Source organism: Cytobacillus pseudoceanisediminis (genome assembly GCF_023516215.1).
Classification (GTDB): domain Bacteria; phylum Bacillota; class Bacilli; order Bacillales; family Cytobacillaceae; genus Cytobacillus; species Cytobacillus pseudoceanisediminis.
Genome location: NZ_CP097349.1, coordinates 3,462,977 through 3,482,184, shown reverse-complemented (window position 1 = coordinate 3,482,184; position 19,208 = coordinate 3,462,977). Strand labels below are relative to the sequence as shown.

Below are 19,208 nucleotides of genomic sequence, written 5' to 3'. Positions count from 1 at the left end.
TTTTTTTCATTTTACACAAGAGGGGAAAAAGATTTTATAACATTTGAGGTGGCTTATAATGAACACTTACGCAGTTGAGGATTTACCGAGAAATAAAATAACAGAGTTTTTTAAGTTGCAATGGGGAAGCCCAGAAATGGTTACATCCAGTGGAATTTATGATTGTAGTGCATTAGATGGTATTACTGTTGTAAATGAAGAAGACAATATCATTGGCTTAATCACATACATAATTAAAGATAAGGAATGCGAAATTATATCATTAGATAGTATGGAAGAAGGTAAGGGGATAGGTACATCGTTAGTTCAAGAAGTAGAAAATCTTGCAATAAAGAATAATTGCAAAATCCTTAAACTCATAACAACAAACGATAATTTATTAGCACTAAAGTTTTATCAGAAACGAGGATTTATCCTGTCCAAAATTATTAATAATGCGGTGGAGAGAGCAAGAAAGTTAAAACCCGAGATACCCTTAATTGGAAATGATGGTATTCCGATCAGAGATGAAATTGAATTGGTAAAGGTATTGAATTAATGGGTGCTTATATACAAAATTAGCTGCGAATCGAGCAGCTTTTTTCTTTTTCAACTAACTGGGAATTTTTGTTCAAAAACGAATTATTTAAAAAATGTTAACCCTTCCCCATTACTGGTATTATTCTTTTGCACCGACAGTCGGGATATCTTCAAATGAAAAACACAGACTTAAAATTTCTCTTAAATAGAACTTTAAATAATATATGGTACAATATATCATACCCCAGACGAGTATACTTTAATGTATAAGAAGGAGAGAGTTTATGCATAATTCTGAAGAAGAAAAGTTGACCCATAGGTCAACAAAAGAAAAGGATAAGTTAGTCACTCGATTAAAAAGGATTGAAGGGCAAGTACGCGGCATTCAAAATATGATTGAAAATGACCGGTATTGTGTAGATATCCTAACTCAAATATCTGCAATTAATTCAGCCATGAATAATGTTGGGCTTCATCTGCTGGAAAATCATACAAGACATTGTGTTTCAGATGCTATTAAAGATGGTAATGGAGAAGAAGCGATTCAGGAATTAATGGATGTATTTAAACGATTTTCTAAGTCACAATAACAAAAGCCAGCACTCGATTGCTGGTTTTATTTTTTATATATTGACATACCCATCATGGGTATGGTAAATTTAAAGCGTAATACAAATTAATCACATAAACAAAAAAATGAAAGGGGTGGAATGATTGGCAGAACTACTGGTGTTTTCAAAGGAATCCTGTTGTAGCTGTCAAGAAAAAGGCACAGGTAATTATCCGAATATTTTACAGGAAAAGCTAATTAAAAGGATGAACAGAATAGAAGGGCAAATTAAAGGAATAAAAAATATGACGATTAAGCAAACTTTTTGTGATAATATTTTGCATCAAATCACAGCTGCTCAGGCTGCATTAGATTCCGTTTCCAGAGTTTTGTTAGAGAGTCATATAAACACGTGTGTCATTACAAGGTTGAAGAAGAAGATCCAGACATTGTGAAGGAGTTTTTAACGACCATTTCTAAAATTACTAAATAAAATTTTTTGTTTATTTTATACCCAGCGGTGGTATAGTATATATACCGATGATTAAGGAGGAATTTTTTATGGAACAAGTAACACTTAACGTTCAAGGAATGTCTTGTGTGCATTGTGTCAATTCAATTGAAGGTAATGTAGGGAAGTTAAAGGGTGTTGAGTCTGTCAAGGTTCATCTTTCAGAGGGTAAGGTGGATGTGACATTTGATTCAAATACAGTAAGCTTGAACGAAATTACAGATGTTATTGAAGAACAAGGATATGATATCGAACAACCAGCCTAAGTTTATGTAGTTGTTAAATAAAAATGAAGCAGATCGTGCCCTTTTCAGCGCGATCTGTTTTCGGAAAAAAACATACCCCACTGGAGTATGAGGACGATAGGAGTGAAAAATATGAGCCAGAAGGAAGCAACCCTTCAAATTGCTGGAATGACTTGTGCTGCTTGTGCAACAAGAATTGAAAAAGGATTGAAGAAAATCGAGGGAGTCGAAGACGCCAACGTGAACTTTGCCCTTGAGAAAACAAACATCAAATATGATCCAGATAAAACTGGCACAGCAAAATTTAAGGAGAAAGTCGAATCTTTAGGGTATAACGTTGTAAGTGAGAAAGTAGAGTTTGATATTACAGGAATGACCTGTGCAGCCTGTGCCAATAAAATTGAAAAACGCTTAAATAAGCTGGATGGAGTTGAAAAAGCAGGGGTTAACTATGCAATAGAAACTGTTCTGGTTGAATATAATCCTGAGCAAGTTTCTATCCCTGAAATGAAAGAGGCAATTAAAAAGTTAGGCTATAACCTTGAACAAAAGAAAGAAAATGCAGGGGAACAGGTTGACCATCGACAAAAAGAGATAGAAAAGCAGCAAGGAAAGTTTCTTTTCTCTGCCATTTTATCATTCCCGCTATTGTGGGCAATGGTTAGTCATTTTGAATTTACGTCATTCGTTTGGCTGCCCGACATGTTTATGAATCCTTGGGTACAGCTAGCCCTGGCGACACCAGTTCAATTTGTGGTTGGTAAACAGTTTTATGTTGGGGCCTATAAGGCGTTAAGAAACAAGAGTGCAAATATGGATGTGCTAGTTGCTCTTGGTACATCAGCTGCATATTTCTATAGTTTGTATCTAAGCTTTGCATCGATAGGCTCCGATGGCCACATGGTTGAGCTCTATTATGAAACGAGTGCTGTTCTTATTACCTTAATTCTATTAGGTAAACTGTTTGAAGCGAAGGCGAAAGGCCGCTCATCTGAGGCGATTAAGAAGTTAATGGGACTTCAGGCGAAAAATGCAACAGTCGTTCGTGATGGCCAAGAAATGATTATCCCAATCCAAGAAGTTTTAGAAGGGGATATTGTTTATGTGAAACCTGGTGAAAAGGTACCGGTAGATGGTGAGATTGTGGAAGGAAGATCAGCCCTTGATGAATCAATGTTAACGGGTGAAAGTATTCCAATTGATAAAACGATTGGAGATAGCGTTATTGGTTCAACAATTAATAAAAATGGATTCTTGAAAATTAAAGCAACAAAGGTTGGAAAAGATACAGCTTTAGCTCAAATCATTAAGGTAGTTGAAGAAGCCCAAGGCTCTAAAGCACCAATCCAGCGATTGGCAGACGTAATTTCAGGTATTTTTGTACCGATTGTAGTTGGTATAGCGATTATTGCTTTCCTTGTGTGGTTTTTCTATATCAATCCTGGAGATTTTGCAGATGCTCTTGAAAAATTCATTGCGGTTCTAGTTATTGCTTGCCCTTGTGCCCTTGGTCTTGCAACACCAACTTCGATTATGGCCGGTTCAGGCCGTGCAGCTGAATTTGGGATTTTATTTAAAGGTGGGGAACACCTTGAAACAACACATCGTTTAGATACGATTATCCTGGATAAAACAGGGACAGTTACAAACGGTAAGCCGTCCTTAACGGATGTCATTTTAGCAGAAGGAATAGATGAAATCGAATTTCTTACGCTGGTTGGCACAGCTGAAAGAAACTCCGAACATCCACTTGCAGAAGCCATTGTGGAAGGTATCAAAGAAAAAGGAATTAATCTTGGGTCATCGGAGGCATTTGAAGCTATCCCTGGTTTCGGTATCCAGTCAACGGTGAAAGGTAAGCAGTTATTAATCGGGACACGAAGACTCATGGCTAAATATAGTGTCAATGTTCATGAAGTATTGTCCAAAATGGAGAACTTGGAGAAGCAAGGGAAGACAGCTATGTTAGTAGCAATTGATGGCAGCTATGCAGGTATGGTTGCCGTTGCTGATACCATTAAGGATACATCTAAAGAAGCCATTGCCCGCTTAAACAAAATGGGCTTAGAAGTAGTAATGATCACAGGGGATAATACCCAAACAGCAAAAGCTATTGCGGACCAAGTTGGAATTAAGAAAGTCATTGCGGAGGTTTTACCAGAAGGCAAGGCTGAAGAAGTAAAAAAGCTTCAGCAAGCTGGTAAAAAAGTGGCCATGGTTGGGGATGGAATCAACGATGCCCCTGCACTTGCGACAGCTGATATCGGTATGGCGATTGGTACAGGTACCGATGTGGCAATGGAAGCAGCCGACATCACCCTCATCCGAGGCGATTTATCGAGTATTGCAGATGCGATTTTCATGAGTAAGAAAACAATCACGAATATTAAACAAAATCTATTCTGGGCACTTGCCTATAACGTCATAGGAATTCCAATCGCAGCAGCTGGTTTCTTAGCTCCTTGGTTAGCGGGGGCAGCGATGGCATTTAGTTCTGTATCGGTTGTTCTTAACGCACTAAGGCTTCAAAGGATTAAGTTAAAAGCTTAAATGTAGAAAGGAGGGACCTATTTTGAAAAAGGTATTTTGATTTGGACGCTTTCGGCTATCGTGTACCTTGGGGCAGTTATCGCAGGCTACAATGTGTATGCAAGTATAAATCCAAAAACTGAGGAACACGCTAATCAAAAAACTACTAATCAGGAGGGAGAAAATATGAACCACGACCACGGGGACCATAGTACAAATACTATTAGCGAAGTTACACCAAAAGTATCCTACGCTAACGGAGAAATCACCATTGAGTTAAAAGATAAAAATAACCATGTTCCGGAACTGGAAGTTTCCCATGAAAAATACATGCACTTTATTGTCGTAGGTTCAGACTTACAAGAGTACCATCATTTACATCCAGAGAAAATGGGAGATGGAATCTACAAACAGAAAGTAAGTTTAGAGGGTAATTCATATAAAGCTTTCGTTGATATAAAACCAAAAGGTCTTCAATATTCAGTAATGCCTATTGAATTCCATGCTGGTGAAGCGCATCATGAACACGGTAATAACGATCTCGCTGCCGATACGGATTTTACAAAGACAATCAATGGTAAAACGGTTGAATTAACTGCTGAATCATTTGAGATCAGCAAAGAGGTAACTCTTAATTTTGATTTGAAGGATGCAAAACCTGAGCCTCATTTAGGCGCCTTAGGCCATGTTGTTGTCTTGGATGAAGATGGAGAAAAATATATCCATGTTCACCCTGTGGCAGATGATAAAACAGTATTTGACACGAAATTTGATAAGCCGGGCATTTATAAGGTTTGGGCTGAATTCAAATTTGAAGGACAAGTGAATGTCTACCCATTCGTTATAGAAGTTAAATAAACAAAAAAGGGGAAGTGATTATGACAATAGTTCAGCTTGAGCTTTATACAAGACCTACATGAACAGACTGCCAGGCGGGGAAAGAGTTTCTTTCCCAAAATAAAATATCCTATATTGAATACGATCTAACAAAACAACCGCATAAAGAGGAAGATCTAATTAAAATTACGGGTACTAGAATTGTTCCAGCTTTTGTGTTTAAAAATAAATCCTTATTAGGATGGATGAGTAAGCCTAAGGTCCTTATTGGGTTTGAACAAAATATAGGTGAAATAAAGAAGATACTAAAAATTTAAAATTAGATATTTCCTGCAGCTAGATACTGAGGAGGTTATACTTTTAACCATTTATTATACCCTCTGTTGGTAGGGTAAATAAAGGAGTATAAAGGGGAGAAAAAAATGGAGAATGATTCAAAAAAATAAAGCTAGCTATAAACGGAGGAATAGGATTTGGTGCAAAACTCTCCTCTAAACAACTATTGATGATTTCAAAGTATATGGATGAAGATGAAGAACTTGAGTTAACAACTTTTCAACAACTCTATATAGAGATTCCAGAAAATAAAAAGGAAGAGATTATAGCGGAATTCCAGCATGTCGGATTAGCATGTTATCCAGTTGGATCCTTTGTTAAAAGCTTGAGGACCTGTAATTTTTGCAAAGGGGAAGAGGAAGAGGGAATGCCAGTAGCAAAAGAGATAAATCGCCGTATAGCCGGCAAGCCTGTTCCCTTTACCTTAAAGGTTGCGTATACTGGCTGCCCTATTGGCTGCGGTGAGCCCCTGTTAAGCGATATAGGTATTATGAAAATTAGAGAGCATTACAATTTATATGTTGGAGGCAAAGCAAAAGGCAAAGACGCTGAGGTTGGTTCCTTGTTGGTGGAGAATCTTACGCCAGAAGAACTGTACGCTGTTGTAGAAAAGATTATATCTGTCTACTCACAAATGGGGAAAAAGCGGGAGACATTCTATAAATTTTTGAAACGGATTGGCAGAGGTCAATTAATCAGTTAATAACAACTGAAATATAGCTGCCAATTAACCTAACGGGAATTTTCATTCAATCTCTATAGTGATGAAAGATTAAAAGTATCCTGCTTTTGCACAAGGTGGAATTTTTTTGAGAAGAGTACCCCTTTGTATTTCAATTAAGTTCTGATGAAAAGGCCCATTTCAACATTGCAGATAGTGGCAGTTTCTAATTTTTTTATAATCAAGAAAAACATGACTGGATTGTGTACTGTGATTTTTATTAGACCTTTTTTAGTTAAAAAGAAAGCCATCTGTATTAAATACAGGCGGCTTTCTGTCAGCTATTAATCTCTATTTTATCTTCTTTATGAATATCTTCCGTTCCGGCTTCCAGTGCAGTCTTGTAGTATAGGCATTTATGCTCGATGACTTCCATTGTTTTTCTTAGTTCTTCCATTTGTGCTTCTACATTTGCTCTTCGCTCCAGAAACATGTCATATCTTTGCTGCAGTGTGGCATCCCCTTCAGAACACCAATCAATGAAATTTTTAATCTCCTTTATAGGCATCCCGGTGGCTTTCAGGCATTCTATTACTTTTAGAGCGCTAAGGTCGGATTCTTTAAACAAGCGGTTTCCGCTGGGGGTCCGTTCTACAAAAGGCATCAGACCTTCCTTATCGTAGTAGCGGAGGGTATATACTGTCAGATTCAATTCCTTTGCCACTTCACTGATCGTGTATGTCTTCATTATTTATCTCCTATTCTTATAGATATAGACCTAGAGTTAACTATAAGGTTTGACGTGAGATTACCATGGTATTTTGTAAATGTCAAAGTCACTTTAATGAGCATGAAAAAAATTTTAAATTTATCGCTTGACCTAGAGTTAACTATAAGCCTTAACATGGTTGTGAAAAGAGATAAATGATGGGACATAATTGAGTACTATTTTAAATCTATCATTCTCTTAAAAAATACAGGAGGTCTTATTTATGATAACTGCTAAAGCGCGGGCTGTTGATGGTCCCGACAAGCCGTTTAGAGCGGCTGAAATTAAAAGGCGTGATCTGGATTTGCATGATGTTCTGATTGAAATTAAATATGCCGGCATTTGCCACTCCGATATTCATACTGCTCACGGGGAGTGGGGGCCTGTGAACTATCCACTCGTACCCGGGCATGAGATTGCAGGAATTGTTGCGGAAGTAGGAGCTGAGGTGACAAAGTACAAGGCAGGAGACCGGGTAGGAGTCGGATGTATGGTTGACTCCTGCGGTGAGTGTGAAAACTGCCGTAAAGGAGAAGAACAATACTGCCTCAAAGGAAATATCCAAACCTATGCGGGTGTGGACAAATACGGCGAGCCTACTCAAGGCGGCTATTCTACGCACATTGTAGTACAGGAAGAGTTCGTACTCAGAATTCCTGATAGCATTGAGCTTGATGCGGCAGCCCCGCTGCTTTGTGCGGGTATTACTACTTATTCGCCGTTAAATCATTGGGAAGCTGGGCCGGGCAAGAAAGTAGCGGTTGTCGGTATGGGCGGCCTTGGCCATATGGCTGTCAAAATTGCACATGCCATGGGTGCAGAAGTGACAGTCCTTTCGCAAACATTGAATAAAAAAGAAGACGGCCTGAAATTCGGAGCAGATCATTACTTTGCCACAAGCGACCCGGAAACTTTCAAAAAACTTGCCGGAACGTTTGACTTAATTATTAACACGGTAAGTGCGAAAATCGACATAGATGCTTACTTCTCACTGCTCACGCTTGACGGAACATTGGTTAACGTGGGTGCTCCTGCAGAGCCATTGTCAGTCAATGTGTTCTCACTCATCGGCCATCGCCGTTCCTTTGCGGGTTCAATGATTGGAGGCATCCGTGAGACTCAGGAAATGCTGAATTTCTGTGCAAAACATAACATCGTTCCAAAGATTGAAGTCATTACAGCTGATCAAATAGATGATGCTTACGAACGAGTATTAGCTTCAGATGTGAAGTATCGATTTGTAATTGATATTAGTACAATGTGATGTGTGAATGATAAGTTAATCATTGTAAGGTGTCTTGAAAGGCTGGCTTTCAAGACACTTTTTTTCGAATGATCGTACAAAAAGTAGCGTTGAAGCCATTCTCCAATAATCCCCCAAACTACAGATAGATCCCATATGAATAAAGTGCTGACAAAAGCAGGTCAAAGTTTCGCTGTCCTTTTTTATTTATAAGTCTTTTAAATTAGATCCTAAATCTATGAAAATGAGAATCTTTTTAACGCCTATTTCAAGATCCTAACCAGTTCATCAATGAAAAATTAATCGATATTTTTAATAGGTTTTTACTAAAGCCTTACATATATTTAATATTCATTTAAGAATAGTCTGATAACTTATGATAGTGGACACGGAAGCAAAGGATCATAAGTCATCAAATTATTTATCAGGAGGCGGATGAGATTGAACAATAGCGGCATGAACAGACGGGACTTTTTAAAAGCTGGAGGAGCAGGTACGTTAGCAGTTGCTTTAGGAGCGTCGGGTGTCTATTCTTTAGGCGGCATCACAAAGACATTAGCTGCAGCACCAGGCAACAATCCAACTAGTGGTTTTGGCGGATATGGCCCATTAGTAAAAGATCCAAACGGAATATTAGATCTTCCTAGAGGGTTCCATTACAAAATTATATCCAAAACGGGCGATAAAATGTCAAACGGGGACCTCGTGCCTGCCATGCTAGATGGAATGGCTGCTTATAGAGGAGAGAAAAACACGACCATTCTTGTACGGAATCATGAAAACAGCACAAATTCTCAATACCCTGTAAACGGAAAAAATCCTTGGAGCAAAGGTGCTGCAGGAGGTACAACTGCATTAGTCGTTGGTTCGAACCGAGAGGTTATTCAGGAGTATGTGACAAGTTCTGGTACAATCCGCAACTGTGCCGGTGGCTCCACAACCTGGGGGACTTGGTTAACATGTGAAGAGACACGGGAATTGGGACATGGCTTTGTTTTTGAAGTCAACCCGCTTGATCCGGAAAACGAAATGTCGAAAACCCCAATCCGTGATATGGGTTACTTCTCTCATGAAGCCTGTGCAGTCGACCCTGCAACAGGGATATGGTATCTGACAGAAGATGCGAGCCCAAGCTTCCTTTATCGGTTTACTCCAAATGACCGTACCCGGACTCTCGGCTCCCTTCAAAAAGGAGGGAAATTGGAGGCATTGGCAATCGATGAACTTCCGGCATCTAAAGCAAGTTCGTTTGAAAAAGGACAAAAATTTGGCGTCGTGTGGAAGGAAATCAATCCAGAACGCGCACAGCAGGATGCCAAAGACAAAGGCTGTATTCAGTTTAGCCGCTTAGAAGGTGCGTTCTTTTCTGCTGGTGTGTTCTGGTTTGACGATACGAGTGCCGGGGATGGCAGCCTTGGCCGTGTTTACCGCTACATTCCTGCTACAAATACATTAGAACTTTTTTATGAATCCACTGATAAAAATGATTTGGAAATGCCAGACAATATTTGTATGAGTCCCTGGGGTGACCTTTGGATTGCTGAAGATGGCGGCGGGAATGACAGAATCATTGGCCTGACACCTGAGGGAAAGGTTTATACCTTTGCTGAGAACACATTGAATGGCTCTGAATTTGCCGGACCGGCATTCTCCCCTGATGGAAATACGTTCTTTGTAAATATTCAAACCCCAGGTATCACATTTGCGATTTGGGGACCATTTGCGAGGCGAAACTCTGCCCGCCAAAGGGCCATGGGACATGCTGCTCCGCCTGCCGGCCTCGGCCCGATTGTGTCCGGCAAAGTCGCATCACTTGCCGAAGAGCAAGGAATGAGCATACTGGAAGCAGCTGCATTAGAGCGTCATGGAATGCCAATTCTATAAGTGCTAAATTTATATGAGTTTTAATGGGAATTCTCTGGAGGATAATAGCCATCCAGATTACGGAGGTGCAGGATGCTGCAGAATATCGGGATACCCGGGCTCATTTTAATCCTGGTGATTGCGTTAATTATATTTGGACCTTCAAAGCTTCCGGAAATTGGACGAGCTTTTGGCAATACGTTGAAGGAATTCAAGAAAGCGACCCGTGACTTAGCAAATGGTGCTGAAGAGAATGAAGAAACGAAAAATGTGAAAGAGAAAGCCCATCTAAAGGCAATAGAGACAAAGGAAAGTAAGACTGTGAATTAAAGCCTGCTTTTTACCGGAATTCTCGCTTTTTTAAAGAACAGGGAGGGGGATAGAGACAATTTCTCTCCCTGTTTATCAAATGAATTGAAAAATTTCAACCTGTGTCCAATAGAAAGGGTGTTCTTTTAATGACTGCCACTAGTCCACTCAAATTAAAAGAAGAAAGCAAGGAGACTTCCGTAAAAGAGATTCATTGCAATAAGTGCTTCACCTGCCGTCTTTGTTCCAAAACAGGAAAGAATATAGCAAAAGTGATGGAGGCTGTCCCTGAAGATCGTTAAGTTACGGTCTTTTATGGACAGCCTTTAATTTTTTTAAAACCTATACGATATAGAACCAAAATCATTTGAATATTCGATGGAGAACCAATAGTTGTTTTCGGGCCTGTACGAAAGATAGAAAAGGCAGGACTTATTCAACTTCCCTTAGTCCCTTCCCTTCAAGTATCATTTGACCTGCCTTCTTCACAAATCCATATACGCCAGGAACAACTTTTACATTGGCAATCAGAGAGTTCGACATACTCTTGAAGGTGCGATTTAATGTCCATAACAGAATGGCCATTGCGGCCTCTTTCCTTTGTTCGAACCAGAATGAGAAACAAGTACTAAGAGGGGATTATGCGGGTGTAATATTATCTTAAATAGTTCTTATATTGGGCGCTGCCGTGAAGGCGGCTTTTCTTTTGGACTAATGAATATAAAAATTGAAAAATATGGAACCCTCGACAATGAAATTCGTAATAGTAATAAAGAAATGTATAAGGGGGATTACATGGTCTGGTTACTCATGCTTCCAGTGGTTATCTGGTTTATTTTATTTTTGCGAAAAAAGGTCTCATTTAAATTTGGTTTATCTCCAAAATCATTAGATATAAAGCCGATTAAAGGGTTAAAAAAGCTAAGTGATCACCTGGAGAGATCTCTTAGTAAAACTTATATGGGGAACGTAGAAGAGAGGGTAATGAAAGAAATTAAACTAAAAGAAAATGAGTACAGCTGGCGTTTGCTGGATTTAAAACGCTACTTTATTTTGACTTCTCTTTTAAAAGAGTCCCCTATGTTCAGCGAAAAGGTTGATGATTTGTGGCATCAGATGCTCATGTTTACCCGTGAATATGATGATTTTTCAAAAGAATATTTAGGAAGCACTCTTCATCATAGTCCGAATCTAAAAAAGTCGCCTGAACCTGATTTACGCGGATTTTTTGATTGGGTGTATGGTGAGCTCTTTTTCATAAGAAATGAAAATATCCATCTTTATAAGGGATTTTACAGATTCCCTGTACCTCCAAATATAATTGATGAGTTTAAACGTTTGCCGGAAAATGAACTAATAGAGCTCTATTTTAAGAGTGATAGCAAGTATATGGCTACTGTGATCTCACTTATTTCTGCCATGAAAAAAACAGCAAAGAAAGTAAAAAATTACGAAAAAAGCGCTATACAAGAAATGATGAGAAAAAGAAAAAATCAGCAAAATTATAACGCAATGCTTGTTCCTTTTTTATCTGTGTCCTATTTTCATTATGATGATTTTTCCAGTTACATGAAAATCAGCAGCAAGCTTTTATCAAGCAGTACAAGCTGCGGGTCGGGCAGCTCCTGCAGTTCCTGCTCATCCTGCAGTTCCTGTTCAAGCTGCGGCGGGGGCGGAGATTAATAAAAAGAGAGCCGAGCTGGTCGAAAGGTCAAGCCCGGCTCAGCTGCCGGTAAAACATTGACTGGGGGAACATCGCTCACACAAATGAGGGGGAAAACTTATTTATCCTGAGCAAGCTCTTTTCTATTGGGAGCAAGTGGCGGCTGTTCAAACCACTTGTTTTTCGCCATGATACCGAACCATTTTCTGGTGATTCCCAATGTCTTTAGATTGGCTTCTTCATAAGCTAAGGCCAAGTCTGTTCGCTTGGATTCGGCTAGGCCTGTTCCGTAATATCCTTGAGCAGTTTGAGCCAGAAAACCCATATGGTACAACATTGGTGCTTACCGTCGAGTTTGATACGGCACCACCATTACGCAACCCTTAAGTTGCTTGTGTTGACAAGTAACCACAAGGTTGCTTATAATCGAAATATGAATTGGGACAAAGACGCTATATTCAAAGCACTTGGTGATTCGACTCGGCGGCTTATATTGGACGAACTGTCCGAACGTAAAGAGATGACGCTGTATGAATTAACGGCTCGTCTCATTATGAAGCACGATCTTTCCATTTCGCGGCAGGCAATAGCTAAACATCTTTCTGTATTGGAAGATGCAGAGCTTATAAAATCCGAACGAAAGGGAAAATATCGCGTAATTATTTTCAATAACCAGCCACTTAAAAATTTGCTGAAAGGATGGCTAGAGTAATTTACTAAAGGCGGAATAGGTATTCTAACTAATGTGCGGGCTTGTTTTGCTGGGGCTCAGATGGTTAGTACAGAATCATCCGTCACAAATATCAAAGGAGGCAAAAACATGATGAAAGTAATTGTTACCAGTATTTTCGTCCAGGATCAGGATAAGGCATTAAAATTTTATACAGAAACGCTGGGGTTTGTAAAAAAGCATGACATTCCAGTCGGGGAACACAGGTGGATCGCCCTTGTTTCTCCAGAAGATCAAGAAGGTACGGAACTATTGCTGGAACCGAATGCACATCCGGCCGCCAAAGAATACCAAAAGAAGATATTTGCAGAAGGAATTCCGGCAACAATGTTTGGCGTTGCTGATGTTCACGAAGAATATAACCGATTAATAAAACTGGGAGTGAAGTTTACGATTGAGCCGACAGTAATGGGCGATGTCACATTGGCTGTCTTCGATGATACATGCGGCAACCTTATTCAAATAGCGCAGAATTAGCTTGAAAAAAGGCACTTTTTGTGATCTTTTTTCTCATTATGTCGCGTAATATTTACTCAGACAAAATAGAACACATTATTTCAAATTAATGGATTATACAGGGCCGAACGTTGTGATTCTGCTTTCTATACACGAATAATGTCATTTCCTCCCGAATTCTTTTATGTAAAAAGAAATTGGGGAGGATTTTTTATGTTAAAGAGATGTAGAAACATGCTAATGGTTCTTGCGGCTGGAGTTCTCATGCTTGCCGCTCCTTCATTTACAGAAGCGGCACTTGGAGATCGGACACTTGCCAATGGATCATCAGGGTCAGATGTTGCCGAATTGCAGGATTACCTGATGACAAAAGGGGTTTTCCCGTACCATACATCGACAGGATACTATGGATCTATCACAGTGGAAGCCGTCAAGGATTTTCAGCGTAAGCGGCATCTGAAGGTTGATGGAATTGCAGGATCGCAAACAAGCCATGCGTTAAAAGTGCTGAGATATGGAGACATTGGGAAGCAGGTCATCCAAATTCAATATCAATTGAAACAAACAGGTCACTATGAATCTAATTTAGATGGAATTTATGGAAATGGCACAGTGAGCGCCGTCAAGAGCTTTCAAAAACAGCGAGGTCTAACTGCAGACGGAATTGCCGGCCCGAGAACAAGAGCAGAGCTGGACCGAAAGGCCAAGCGCGGTTCAGCAGCCGGTAAAACATTGACTGTGGAAAGCACAGCGTACACGGCAGATTGTGAGGGCTGTTCAGGTGTGACACGGATGGGTCTGGATTTAAATAAGTACCCTGATGCGAAAGTGATTGCTGTCGATCCCAGTGTCATTCCGCTAGGATCTATCGTAAAAGTTGAAGGCTATGGAGTTGCGATAGCAGCGGACATAGGCGGCGGCATAAATGGAAGTTCAATAGATGTGTTTATTCCTAATCGCAGCGATGCCCTCCAATGGGGGCGAAAAAGCGTGCGTGTGGAAGTAATCGAATAGGTATGGGCTGTCCCGCACAATCATGCGGGGCAGCTTTTTTGTTTTGGAAAGTCCTTAAGAGGTCAATACGTTTAAAGCAGTAGAAAATATCATCCATATTGTGGACGAAATATGGATCCGTTACTGGTATATTAATGCTAAGAAAATGAAGGACAGGAGTGAAAAAATGATTAAAGGACTGTACGAAGCACATTTACCGGTAAGTAATATCAGCAAGTCAATTGAGTTTTACAGGGGCTTGGGAATGGAATTAGCCATAAAATATGAGAAAACTGCATTTTTTTGGATCGTTAAGAATGAAAGCTGGCTTGGGTTATGGGAATGTGAACAAGTACAATTTTCTTATCATCCATCCATCAGACATATTGCATTTAGAGTAGATTTAGAAGATCTAAAGAATGCCAAAACGTGGCTGGAAAAGCGCGGCATTGAAATGCGTGAAGAATTCGGCTTTAAACCTCTTGAACCCATTGTAATGCCAGACCAGACACATGCAATGGTTTATTTTCATGACCCAGATGGAAACTCATTGGAGTTTATCTGTAAATTACCATCTAAGCCTGAAGATAAATCTATGATGTATCTAAGCGATTGGGAAAGGTATTTGAAGAATAAAAACTAAAATTTTTCTTTTTTAAATGAAATGGGCAGTGGAGTGGAACAAGGGTTATAATTGGAGAAACAGCTCATTGAAAACTTGTACAAAAAAGGGTGCGTACCATGCCGACTAATTCTTTTGAAAACTATCCTATGACGTGGAAGCCATTCATTGATAAAACAGAAAAGCCCATTTATCAAGCGCTGGCAGGGCAATTGGAACAGGATATTTTAAACGGAGTGCTATTGCCCGGAACCAAGCTCCCTCCACAGCGGGAATTGGCTGATTATTTAGATTTAAATTTGAGCACTATTTCAAAAGCATTTAAAGTTTGTGAGTTAAAGGGCTTATTAAGTGCAACGGTCGGAAGCGGCACTTTTGTATCGTATGGTGCGTTATCGAATGCGTATTTACTAGAAGATACAAAGCCGAAGCACTTAATTGAAATGGGGGCAACACTTCCGGATAATGCTTCTTTCGAGCCGCTGATGCTCCAGCTGAAAAGTATGCTGCAGGAGACAGATTATGAAAAATGGTTTGGTTATGGCAGGGGAGGAGAAAGCCATTGGCAAAAGGATGCAGCGGTAAAGCTAATCCGCAGAGGCGGGTTAGAAACTACCGCTGATCACATTTTATTTGCGAATGGGGGTCAAAATGCCATTGCTGCTGCACTGGCAAGTCTATGTATGCCCGGAGACCGCATTGGAGTAGACCAGCATACATACCCTGGCTTAAAAACGGCTGCAGCAATGCTTAGTGTGCAGCTGGTGCCAATAAAAACAGAGAACTATGAAATGTGTCCAGCGTCTTTTGAATATGCGTGTAAAACTGAAAATATTAAAGGCATTTACTTGATTCCGGATTATCATAATCCAACAGCTTCCTTTATGTCGGTTGAGACTCGAAAAATGATCGCAGCCATTGCCAAAAAGTATAATCAGTTCATTATCGAAGATGCTTCATACCATCTTCTCAGCAAAGAACCACTGCCGGCAGTCGCATCATTTGCACCAGAACAGGTCATCTATATTGCAAGTTTATCCAAATCGTTTGCACCGGGTCTGCGGCTGGCCTATGCTGCAGTGCCGAGTCAATTCAAGGAGCCAATTTCAAGGGCACTTTATAATTTGAATGTTTCCGTTTCGCCATTATTGGCAGAACTGGCAGCACGTACAATTGTATCAAATCAATTTGAAGCCTTGATTGAGGGCCATCAGGAGCAGACGATTCGCAGAAATCAACTTGTAAACAGGTACCTGGCAGACTTTACGTGCTTAGGTGCTGAAACAGGCATCTTTCGCTGGCTGCTATTGCCAGGCAAGATTACAGGGGCTGAATTTGAAGCGTTAGCTAAACAGCAAGGAATTCAGGTATTTGCAGCAGAACGGTTTGTAGTAGGAAACAGTTGTCCGGAGAGGGCAGTAAGAGTTTCTGTTTGTGCCCCGGAAACGCTTGAAGAGCTTGAGAGAGGATTGATTATCCTTAAACGACTGTTAGACAGTCTTATCTAATATTGTTTGCCATACAATTATAATATTGTATGGCTTTTTTGCACGTGTTAAGATGATTGAAATCTAGTTGGAATATTATGAAAATAAGGGAGGTTAGATTTTGCCGGTTAAAAATAGTGAAAAAGTTTTAGCCCCCAATCTGCTTGGCTGCAGAGCTGCATAAATTCTTCAGAAAAACAGCAGCAACTATACAAAAGAACATTAATTGTCATTGTCATATCCCAGATTTTTGGTGGAGCAGGACTTGCAGCCGGGATAACAGTAGGGGCACTTCTGGCGCAAAACATGATGGGGACAGATAGTGTAACGGGAATTCCAACAGCGTTATTTACTTTAGGGTCAGCAGGGGCTGCGCTGCTGGTAGGACGGCTTTCTCAGCGGTTTGGCCGCCGGCCTGGACTTGCCGCCGGATTTTTGGCTGGAGGCATCGGTGCCATTGGGGTAGTGGTTTCATCATTAACAAATAGCATTCTGCTATTATTTATTTCACTGCTCATCTACGGGGCTGGAACGGCTACAAACTTACAAGCACGCTACGCTGGAACTGACATGGCAAACCCGGCACAAAGGGCAAAGGCTATTAGCCTGGCCATGGTCTCCACCACATTCGGAGCTGTTGCCGGGCCAAACCTGGTGGATGTAATGGGGGATTTTGCTATATCCATAGGAGTTCCTGCTTTAGCAGGTCCCTTTATATTAGCGGCTGCAGCGTATATACTTGCTGGTTTCGTTCTATTTATGTTCCTCCGTCCTGATCCCTTTATTGTGGCAAAAGCAATATCAGATGCACGAAATAAAACGAATCATTTAGAGAAAAGTTCTAATTTGGCATCGATAAAAAGGCGAGGCATTTTTGCAGGAGCTGCCGTAATGGTTTTAACTCAATTTGTGATGATGGCCATTATGACGATGACACCCATTCATATGGGACACCATGGCCATGCTTTGAATGAAGTTGGGCTTGTCATTGGATTTCATATAGGTGCGATGTTTTTGCCTTCGTTACTTACTGGTTTCCTTGTTGATAAAATTGGCCGTGCTCCTATGGCTATTGCTTCTGCTATTACGCTGCTTGCTTCTGGCATTCTGGCTGCAGCGGGACCTGCTGATTCAATGGCCGCACTCAATTTAGCCCTTGTTTTACTCGGACTTGGCTGGAATTTTGGCTTAATTAGCGGAACGGCCATTCTTGTAGATTCAACTCACGCTTCTACTCGGGCTAAGACGCAGGGTTCTATCGATGTATGGATTGCTTTATCAGGAGCATTAGGAGGAGGTGTGTCGGGAATAGTTGTAGCATATTCCAGCTTTGCAGCCCTTTCAATTTCTGGTGCTATTCTTTCATTACTGTTGATTCCCATTGTTTTTTGGGCAGGTATCCATCAAAAAGAGAAAAGTATAAGTATAAGTGACTGAATTTTCAGTATGATCATTAACTCCAAAAAATATAAAAGGAATGTTTATAAATGGAACATAAATTTGCTGAGAGAGCTCGATTTGTAACATCTTCTGAGACACGTGAAATATTAAAAGTAACAGAAAGACCAGAAGTAATCTCTTTTGCGGGAGGACTGCCAGCTCCAGAGCTGTTTCCTGTAGACCCTTTAAAGGATGCTTGCAGTGCTGTATTGAACGAAGAAGGTGCGGCTGCCCTTCAATATGGTACGACTGAAGGATATATTCCTTTGAGAGATGCTATTTGTCAGAGAATGAAAATGGCTGGGATTGACTCTAGCCTTGAAAATGTTCTTATTACATCAGGATCCCAGCAGGCAATCGACCTTACTGGAAGATTATTTATCAATGAGGGAGATACTATTATTTGCGAAAGTCCGACTTATCTAGCTGCCATTAATGTATTCAAGTCATATAAGGCCCAATTTATTGAAGTGGCAATGGATGATGATGGAATGCTGATGGAAGAGCTGGAGAAAAGGCTGCAGGAGCATCCCAATGCAAAATTTATTTATACGATTCCTGATTTCCAAAACCCTACTGGCCGGACCTTAAAACTCGAAAGGCGAAAAAGAATGATTGAGCTTGCTAATCAATATGATGTGCTGATTGTTGAGGATAATCCCTACGGTGCTGTAAGATTTGCTGGAAAGGAACTCCCTCCAGTAAAACATTTTGACACAGAAGGCAGAGTCATTTATTTAAGCACTTTCTCGAAGATTTTCACTCCCGGTCTTCGGCTTGGATGGATTTGTGCACACACATTTTTCATTGATAAGTATGTTGCTTTCAAGCAAACAGCTGACTTGCACACTGATAGTTTTGCTCAAAGAATTACGGCAAAGTATATGGAGCTTTACGATATCGAAGAGCACATTCATAAAATAAAAGCTGTTTATAAAGAAAGATGCACAGCTATGTTATCTTGCATTGAAGAATTTTTCCCCAATAATATATCTTACAGTAGGCCGGAAGGCGGATTATTTATTTGGGTTGAGCTTCCAGAGGGCATTGATTCAGCACATATATTTACAGAGTGCCTGAAAAACAATGTTGCTTGTGTACCTGGTGCTCCCTTTTTCCCAAATGGCACACAAACAAATACATTGCGTTTAAATTACTCTAATATGCCTAAAGAGAAAATCATTGAAGGGATGAAGCGCATGGGAGATGTATTGCATCGGGAATTAGCAAATGATTCAATGCTGACAGTCTGACGGAAACAAGATGCTGTGTCACAATCCTGTATAGTTTATTGTATGTAAGCCTCAATAACTACTCCATTCCTGCATTCAATCTGAACCTCAACAATATCGACAAAATCGGGGGTACATTCATGGAGTTTGAAATTTGGATGAGCGGGAATACTCAATCAGAAAGAGGCCCATCTTTCACACGTGCATTCATAC

At 40.3% G+C, this 19,208-nt stretch carries 22 protein-coding genes; 19 read left to right on the top strand and 3 right to left on the bottom strand.

What is annotated here, in order from left to right:
• Positions 1-58 precede the first annotated feature (58 nt).
• The 8 genes from M5V91_RS18695 to M5V91_RS18660 all read left to right on the top strand — a co-directional run bounded on the left by M5V91_RS18695 (position 59) and on the right by M5V91_RS18660 (position 6,230).
• Entirely contained in the window at positions 59-538 is a 480-nt protein-coding gene (locus M5V91_RS18695) for a GNAT family N-acetyltransferase (protein ID WP_009335326.1), read from the top strand.
• Between the two features lie 265 nt (positions 539-803).
• On the top strand, positions 804-1,109 hold the full coding sequence (locus tag M5V91_RS18690) for a metal-sensing transcriptional repressor (RefSeq protein WP_009335325.1): 306 nt from the start codon (positions 804-806) through the stop codon (positions 1,107-1,109).
• Between the two features lie 124 nt (positions 1,110-1,233).
• A complete protein-coding gene (locus M5V91_RS18685; RefSeq protein WP_009335324.1) occupies positions 1,234-1,524 on the top strand; it encodes a metal-sensing transcriptional repressor in 291 nt (96 codons plus the stop codon).
• A 106-nt stretch (positions 1,525-1,630) separates the two neighbouring features.
• On the top strand, positions 1,631-1,846 hold the full coding sequence (gene copZ / locus M5V91_RS18680; RefSeq protein WP_009335323.1) for a copper chaperone CopZ: 216 nt from the start codon (positions 1,631-1,633) through the stop codon (positions 1,844-1,846).
• Between the two features lie 111 nt (positions 1,847-1,957).
• Entirely contained in the window at positions 1,958-4,375 is a 2,418-nt protein-coding gene (locus tag M5V91_RS18675; protein ID WP_009335322.1) for a heavy metal translocating P-type ATPase, read from the top strand.
• A gap of 165 nt (positions 4,376-4,540) precedes the next feature.
• Positions 4,541-5,212, top strand: a complete 672-nt coding sequence (locus M5V91_RS18670; RefSeq protein ID WP_284521429.1) for a DUF8832 domain-containing protein — start codon at positions 4,541-4,543, stop codon at positions 5,210-5,212.
• 104 nt (positions 5,213-5,316) lie between these two features.
• The gene (locus M5V91_RS18665; RefSeq protein ID WP_369425995.1) at positions 5,317-5,508 is read left to right on the top strand and encodes a hypothetical protein; all 192 of its coding nucleotides are present in this window, start codon (positions 5,317-5,319) and stop codon (positions 5,506-5,508) included.
• 125 nt (positions 5,509-5,633) lie between these two features.
• Positions 5,634-6,230, top strand: a complete 597-nt coding sequence (locus M5V91_RS18660; RefSeq protein WP_284522296.1) for a nitrite reductase — start codon at positions 5,634-5,636, stop codon at positions 6,228-6,230.
• 295 nt (positions 6,231-6,525) lie between these two features.
• Here M5V91_RS18660 and M5V91_RS18655 read toward each other — a convergent pair whose 3' ends face one another.
• Complete coding sequence (locus M5V91_RS18655; RefSeq protein ID WP_009335319.1) at positions 6,526-6,936, bottom strand: MerR family transcriptional regulator; 411 nt, start codon at positions 6,934-6,936, stop codon at positions 6,526-6,528.
• Positions 6,937-7,180: 244 nt separating this feature from the next.
• Here M5V91_RS18655 and M5V91_RS18650 point away from each other — a divergent pair, with 244 nt between their 5' ends.
• The 3 genes from M5V91_RS18650 (at position 7,181) to tatA (ending at position 10,393) form a co-directional block, all read left to right on the top strand.
• Entirely contained in the window at positions 7,181-8,221 is a 1,041-nt protein-coding gene (locus tag M5V91_RS18650) for an NAD(P)-dependent alcohol dehydrogenase (protein WP_009335318.1), read from the top strand.
• A gap of 414 nt (positions 8,222-8,635) precedes the next feature.
• A complete protein-coding gene (locus M5V91_RS18645) occupies positions 8,636-10,084 on the top strand; it encodes an alkaline phosphatase PhoX (protein WP_226280678.1) in 1,449 nt (482 codons plus the stop codon).
• 72 nt (positions 10,085-10,156) lie between these two features.
• A complete protein-coding gene (gene tatA / locus M5V91_RS18640; protein WP_009335316.1) occupies positions 10,157-10,393 on the top strand; it encodes a twin-arginine translocase TatA/TatE family subunit in 237 nt (78 codons plus the stop codon).
• 411 nt (positions 10,394-10,804) lie between these two features.
• Here the strand turns inward: tatA and M5V91_RS18635 are convergent, their stop codons facing one another.
• Positions 10,805-10,957: a hypothetical protein gene (locus tag M5V91_RS18635; protein ID WP_009335315.1), complete on the bottom strand. Its 153-nt coding sequence runs from the start codon at positions 10,955-10,957 to the stop codon at positions 10,805-10,807.
• 210 nt (positions 10,958-11,167) lie between these two features.
• Here M5V91_RS18635 and M5V91_RS18630 point away from each other — a divergent pair, with 210 nt between their 5' ends.
• Complete coding sequence (locus M5V91_RS18630) at positions 11,168-12,055, top strand: UCP032817 domain-containing protein (protein WP_192908143.1); 888 nt, start codon at positions 11,168-11,170, stop codon at positions 12,053-12,055.
• Between the two features lie 98 nt (positions 12,056-12,153).
• On the opposite strand, the gene M5V91_RS18625 is transcribed toward M5V91_RS18630, so the two are convergent.
• Entirely contained in the window at positions 12,154-12,372 is a 219-nt protein-coding gene (locus M5V91_RS18625; RefSeq protein ID WP_009335311.1) for a DUF3231 family protein, read from the bottom strand.
• 96 nt (positions 12,373-12,468) lie between these two features.
• Between M5V91_RS18625 and M5V91_RS18620 the strand changes: the two genes are divergently transcribed.
• The 7 genes from M5V91_RS18620 to M5V91_RS18590 all read left to right on the top strand — a co-directional run bounded on the left by M5V91_RS18620 (position 12,469) and on the right by M5V91_RS18590 (position 19,016).
• Positions 12,469-12,747 (top strand): ArsR/SmtB family transcription factor, encoded by a 279-nt coding sequence (locus M5V91_RS18620; protein WP_009335310.1) that lies wholly within the window; start codon positions 12,469-12,471, stop codon positions 12,745-12,747.
• A 111-nt stretch (positions 12,748-12,858) separates the two neighbouring features.
• Entirely contained in the window at positions 12,859-13,242 is a 384-nt protein-coding gene (locus M5V91_RS18615; RefSeq protein ID WP_026041539.1) for a VOC family protein, read from the top strand.
• 192 nt (positions 13,243-13,434) lie between these two features.
• Positions 13,435-14,235: a peptidoglycan-binding protein gene (locus M5V91_RS18610; RefSeq protein WP_217026143.1), complete on the top strand. Its 801-nt coding sequence runs from the start codon at positions 13,435-13,437 to the stop codon at positions 14,233-14,235.
• Between the two features lie 166 nt (positions 14,236-14,401).
• Positions 14,402-14,857, top strand: coding sequence for a VOC family protein (locus M5V91_RS18605; protein WP_251157285.1), 456 nt, complete (start codon positions 14,402-14,404; stop codon positions 14,855-14,857).
• Positions 14,858-14,955: 98 nt separating this feature from the next.
• Entirely contained in the window at positions 14,956-16,344 is a 1,389-nt protein-coding gene (locus tag M5V91_RS18600) for an aminotransferase-like domain-containing protein (protein ID WP_251157286.1), read from the top strand.
• 147 nt (positions 16,345-16,491) lie between these two features.
• Positions 16,492-17,760: an MFS transporter gene (locus M5V91_RS18595; RefSeq protein WP_284522295.1), complete on the top strand. Its 1,269-nt coding sequence runs from the start codon at positions 16,492-16,494 to the stop codon at positions 17,758-17,760.
• Between the two features lie 50 nt (positions 17,761-17,810).
• Entirely contained in the window at positions 17,811-19,016 is a 1,206-nt protein-coding gene (locus M5V91_RS18590) for an aminotransferase-like domain-containing protein (RefSeq protein ID WP_251157288.1), read from the top strand.
• Positions 19,017-19,208: the final 192 nt, after the last annotated feature.

Bases quoted from the DNA above. Each gene is read 5' to 3' on its own strand.
- M5V91_RS18610 (WP_217026143.1), top strand. From the start codon at position 13,435: ATGTTAAAGAGATGTAGAAACATGCTAATGGTTCTTGCGGCTGGAGTT.
- M5V91_RS18615 (WP_026041539.1), top strand. From the start codon at position 12,859: ATGAAAGTAATTGTTACCAGTATTTTCGTCCAGGATCAGGATAAGGCA.
- M5V91_RS18655 (WP_009335319.1), bottom strand. From the start codon at position 6,936: ATGAAGACATACACGATCAGTGAAGTGGCAAAGGAATTGAATCTGACA.
- M5V91_RS18695 (WP_009335326.1), top strand. From the start codon at position 59: ATGAACACTTACGCAGTTGAGGATTTACCGAGAAATAAAATAACAGAG.
- tatA (WP_009335316.1), top strand. From the start codon at position 10,157: ATGCTGCAGAATATCGGGATACCCGGGCTCATTTTAATCCTGGTGATT.
- M5V91_RS18630 (WP_192908143.1), top strand. From the start codon at position 11,168: ATGGTCTGGTTACTCATGCTTCCAGTGGTTATCTGGTTTATTTTATTT.
- M5V91_RS18625 (WP_009335311.1), bottom strand. From the start codon at position 12,372: ATGTTGTACCATATGGGTTTTCTGGCTCAAACTGCTCAAGGATATTAC.
- M5V91_RS18675 (WP_009335322.1), top strand. From the start codon at position 1,958: ATGAGCCAGAAGGAAGCAACCCTTCAAATTGCTGGAATGACTTGTGCT.
- M5V91_RS18670 (WP_284521429.1), top strand. From the start codon at position 4,541: ATGAACCACGACCACGGGGACCATAGTACAAATACTATTAGCGAAGTT.
- M5V91_RS18635 (WP_009335315.1), bottom strand. From the start codon at position 10,957: ATGGCCATTCTGTTATGGACATTAAATCGCACCTTCAAGAGTATGTCG.
- M5V91_RS18590 (WP_251157288.1), top strand. From the start codon at position 17,811: ATGGAACATAAATTTGCTGAGAGAGCTCGATTTGTAACATCTTCTGAG.
- M5V91_RS18690 (WP_009335325.1), top strand. From the start codon at position 804: ATGCATAATTCTGAAGAAGAAAAGTTGACCCATAGGTCAACAAAAGAA.
- M5V91_RS18600 (WP_251157286.1), top strand. From the start codon at position 14,956: ATGCCGACTAATTCTTTTGAAAACTATCCTATGACGTGGAAGCCATTC.
- copZ (WP_009335323.1), top strand. From the start codon at position 1,631: ATGGAACAAGTAACACTTAACGTTCAAGGAATGTCTTGTGTGCATTGT.
- M5V91_RS18645 (WP_226280678.1), top strand. From the start codon at position 8,636: ATGAGATTGAACAATAGCGGCATGAACAGACGGGACTTTTTAAAAGCT.
- M5V91_RS18620 (WP_009335310.1), top strand. From the start codon at position 12,469: ATGAATTGGGACAAAGACGCTATATTCAAAGCACTTGGTGATTCGACT.
- M5V91_RS18650 (WP_009335318.1), top strand. From the start codon at position 7,181: ATGATAACTGCTAAAGCGCGGGCTGTTGATGGTCCCGACAAGCCGTTT.
- M5V91_RS18605 (WP_251157285.1), top strand. From the start codon at position 14,402: ATGATTAAAGGACTGTACGAAGCACATTTACCGGTAAGTAATATCAGC.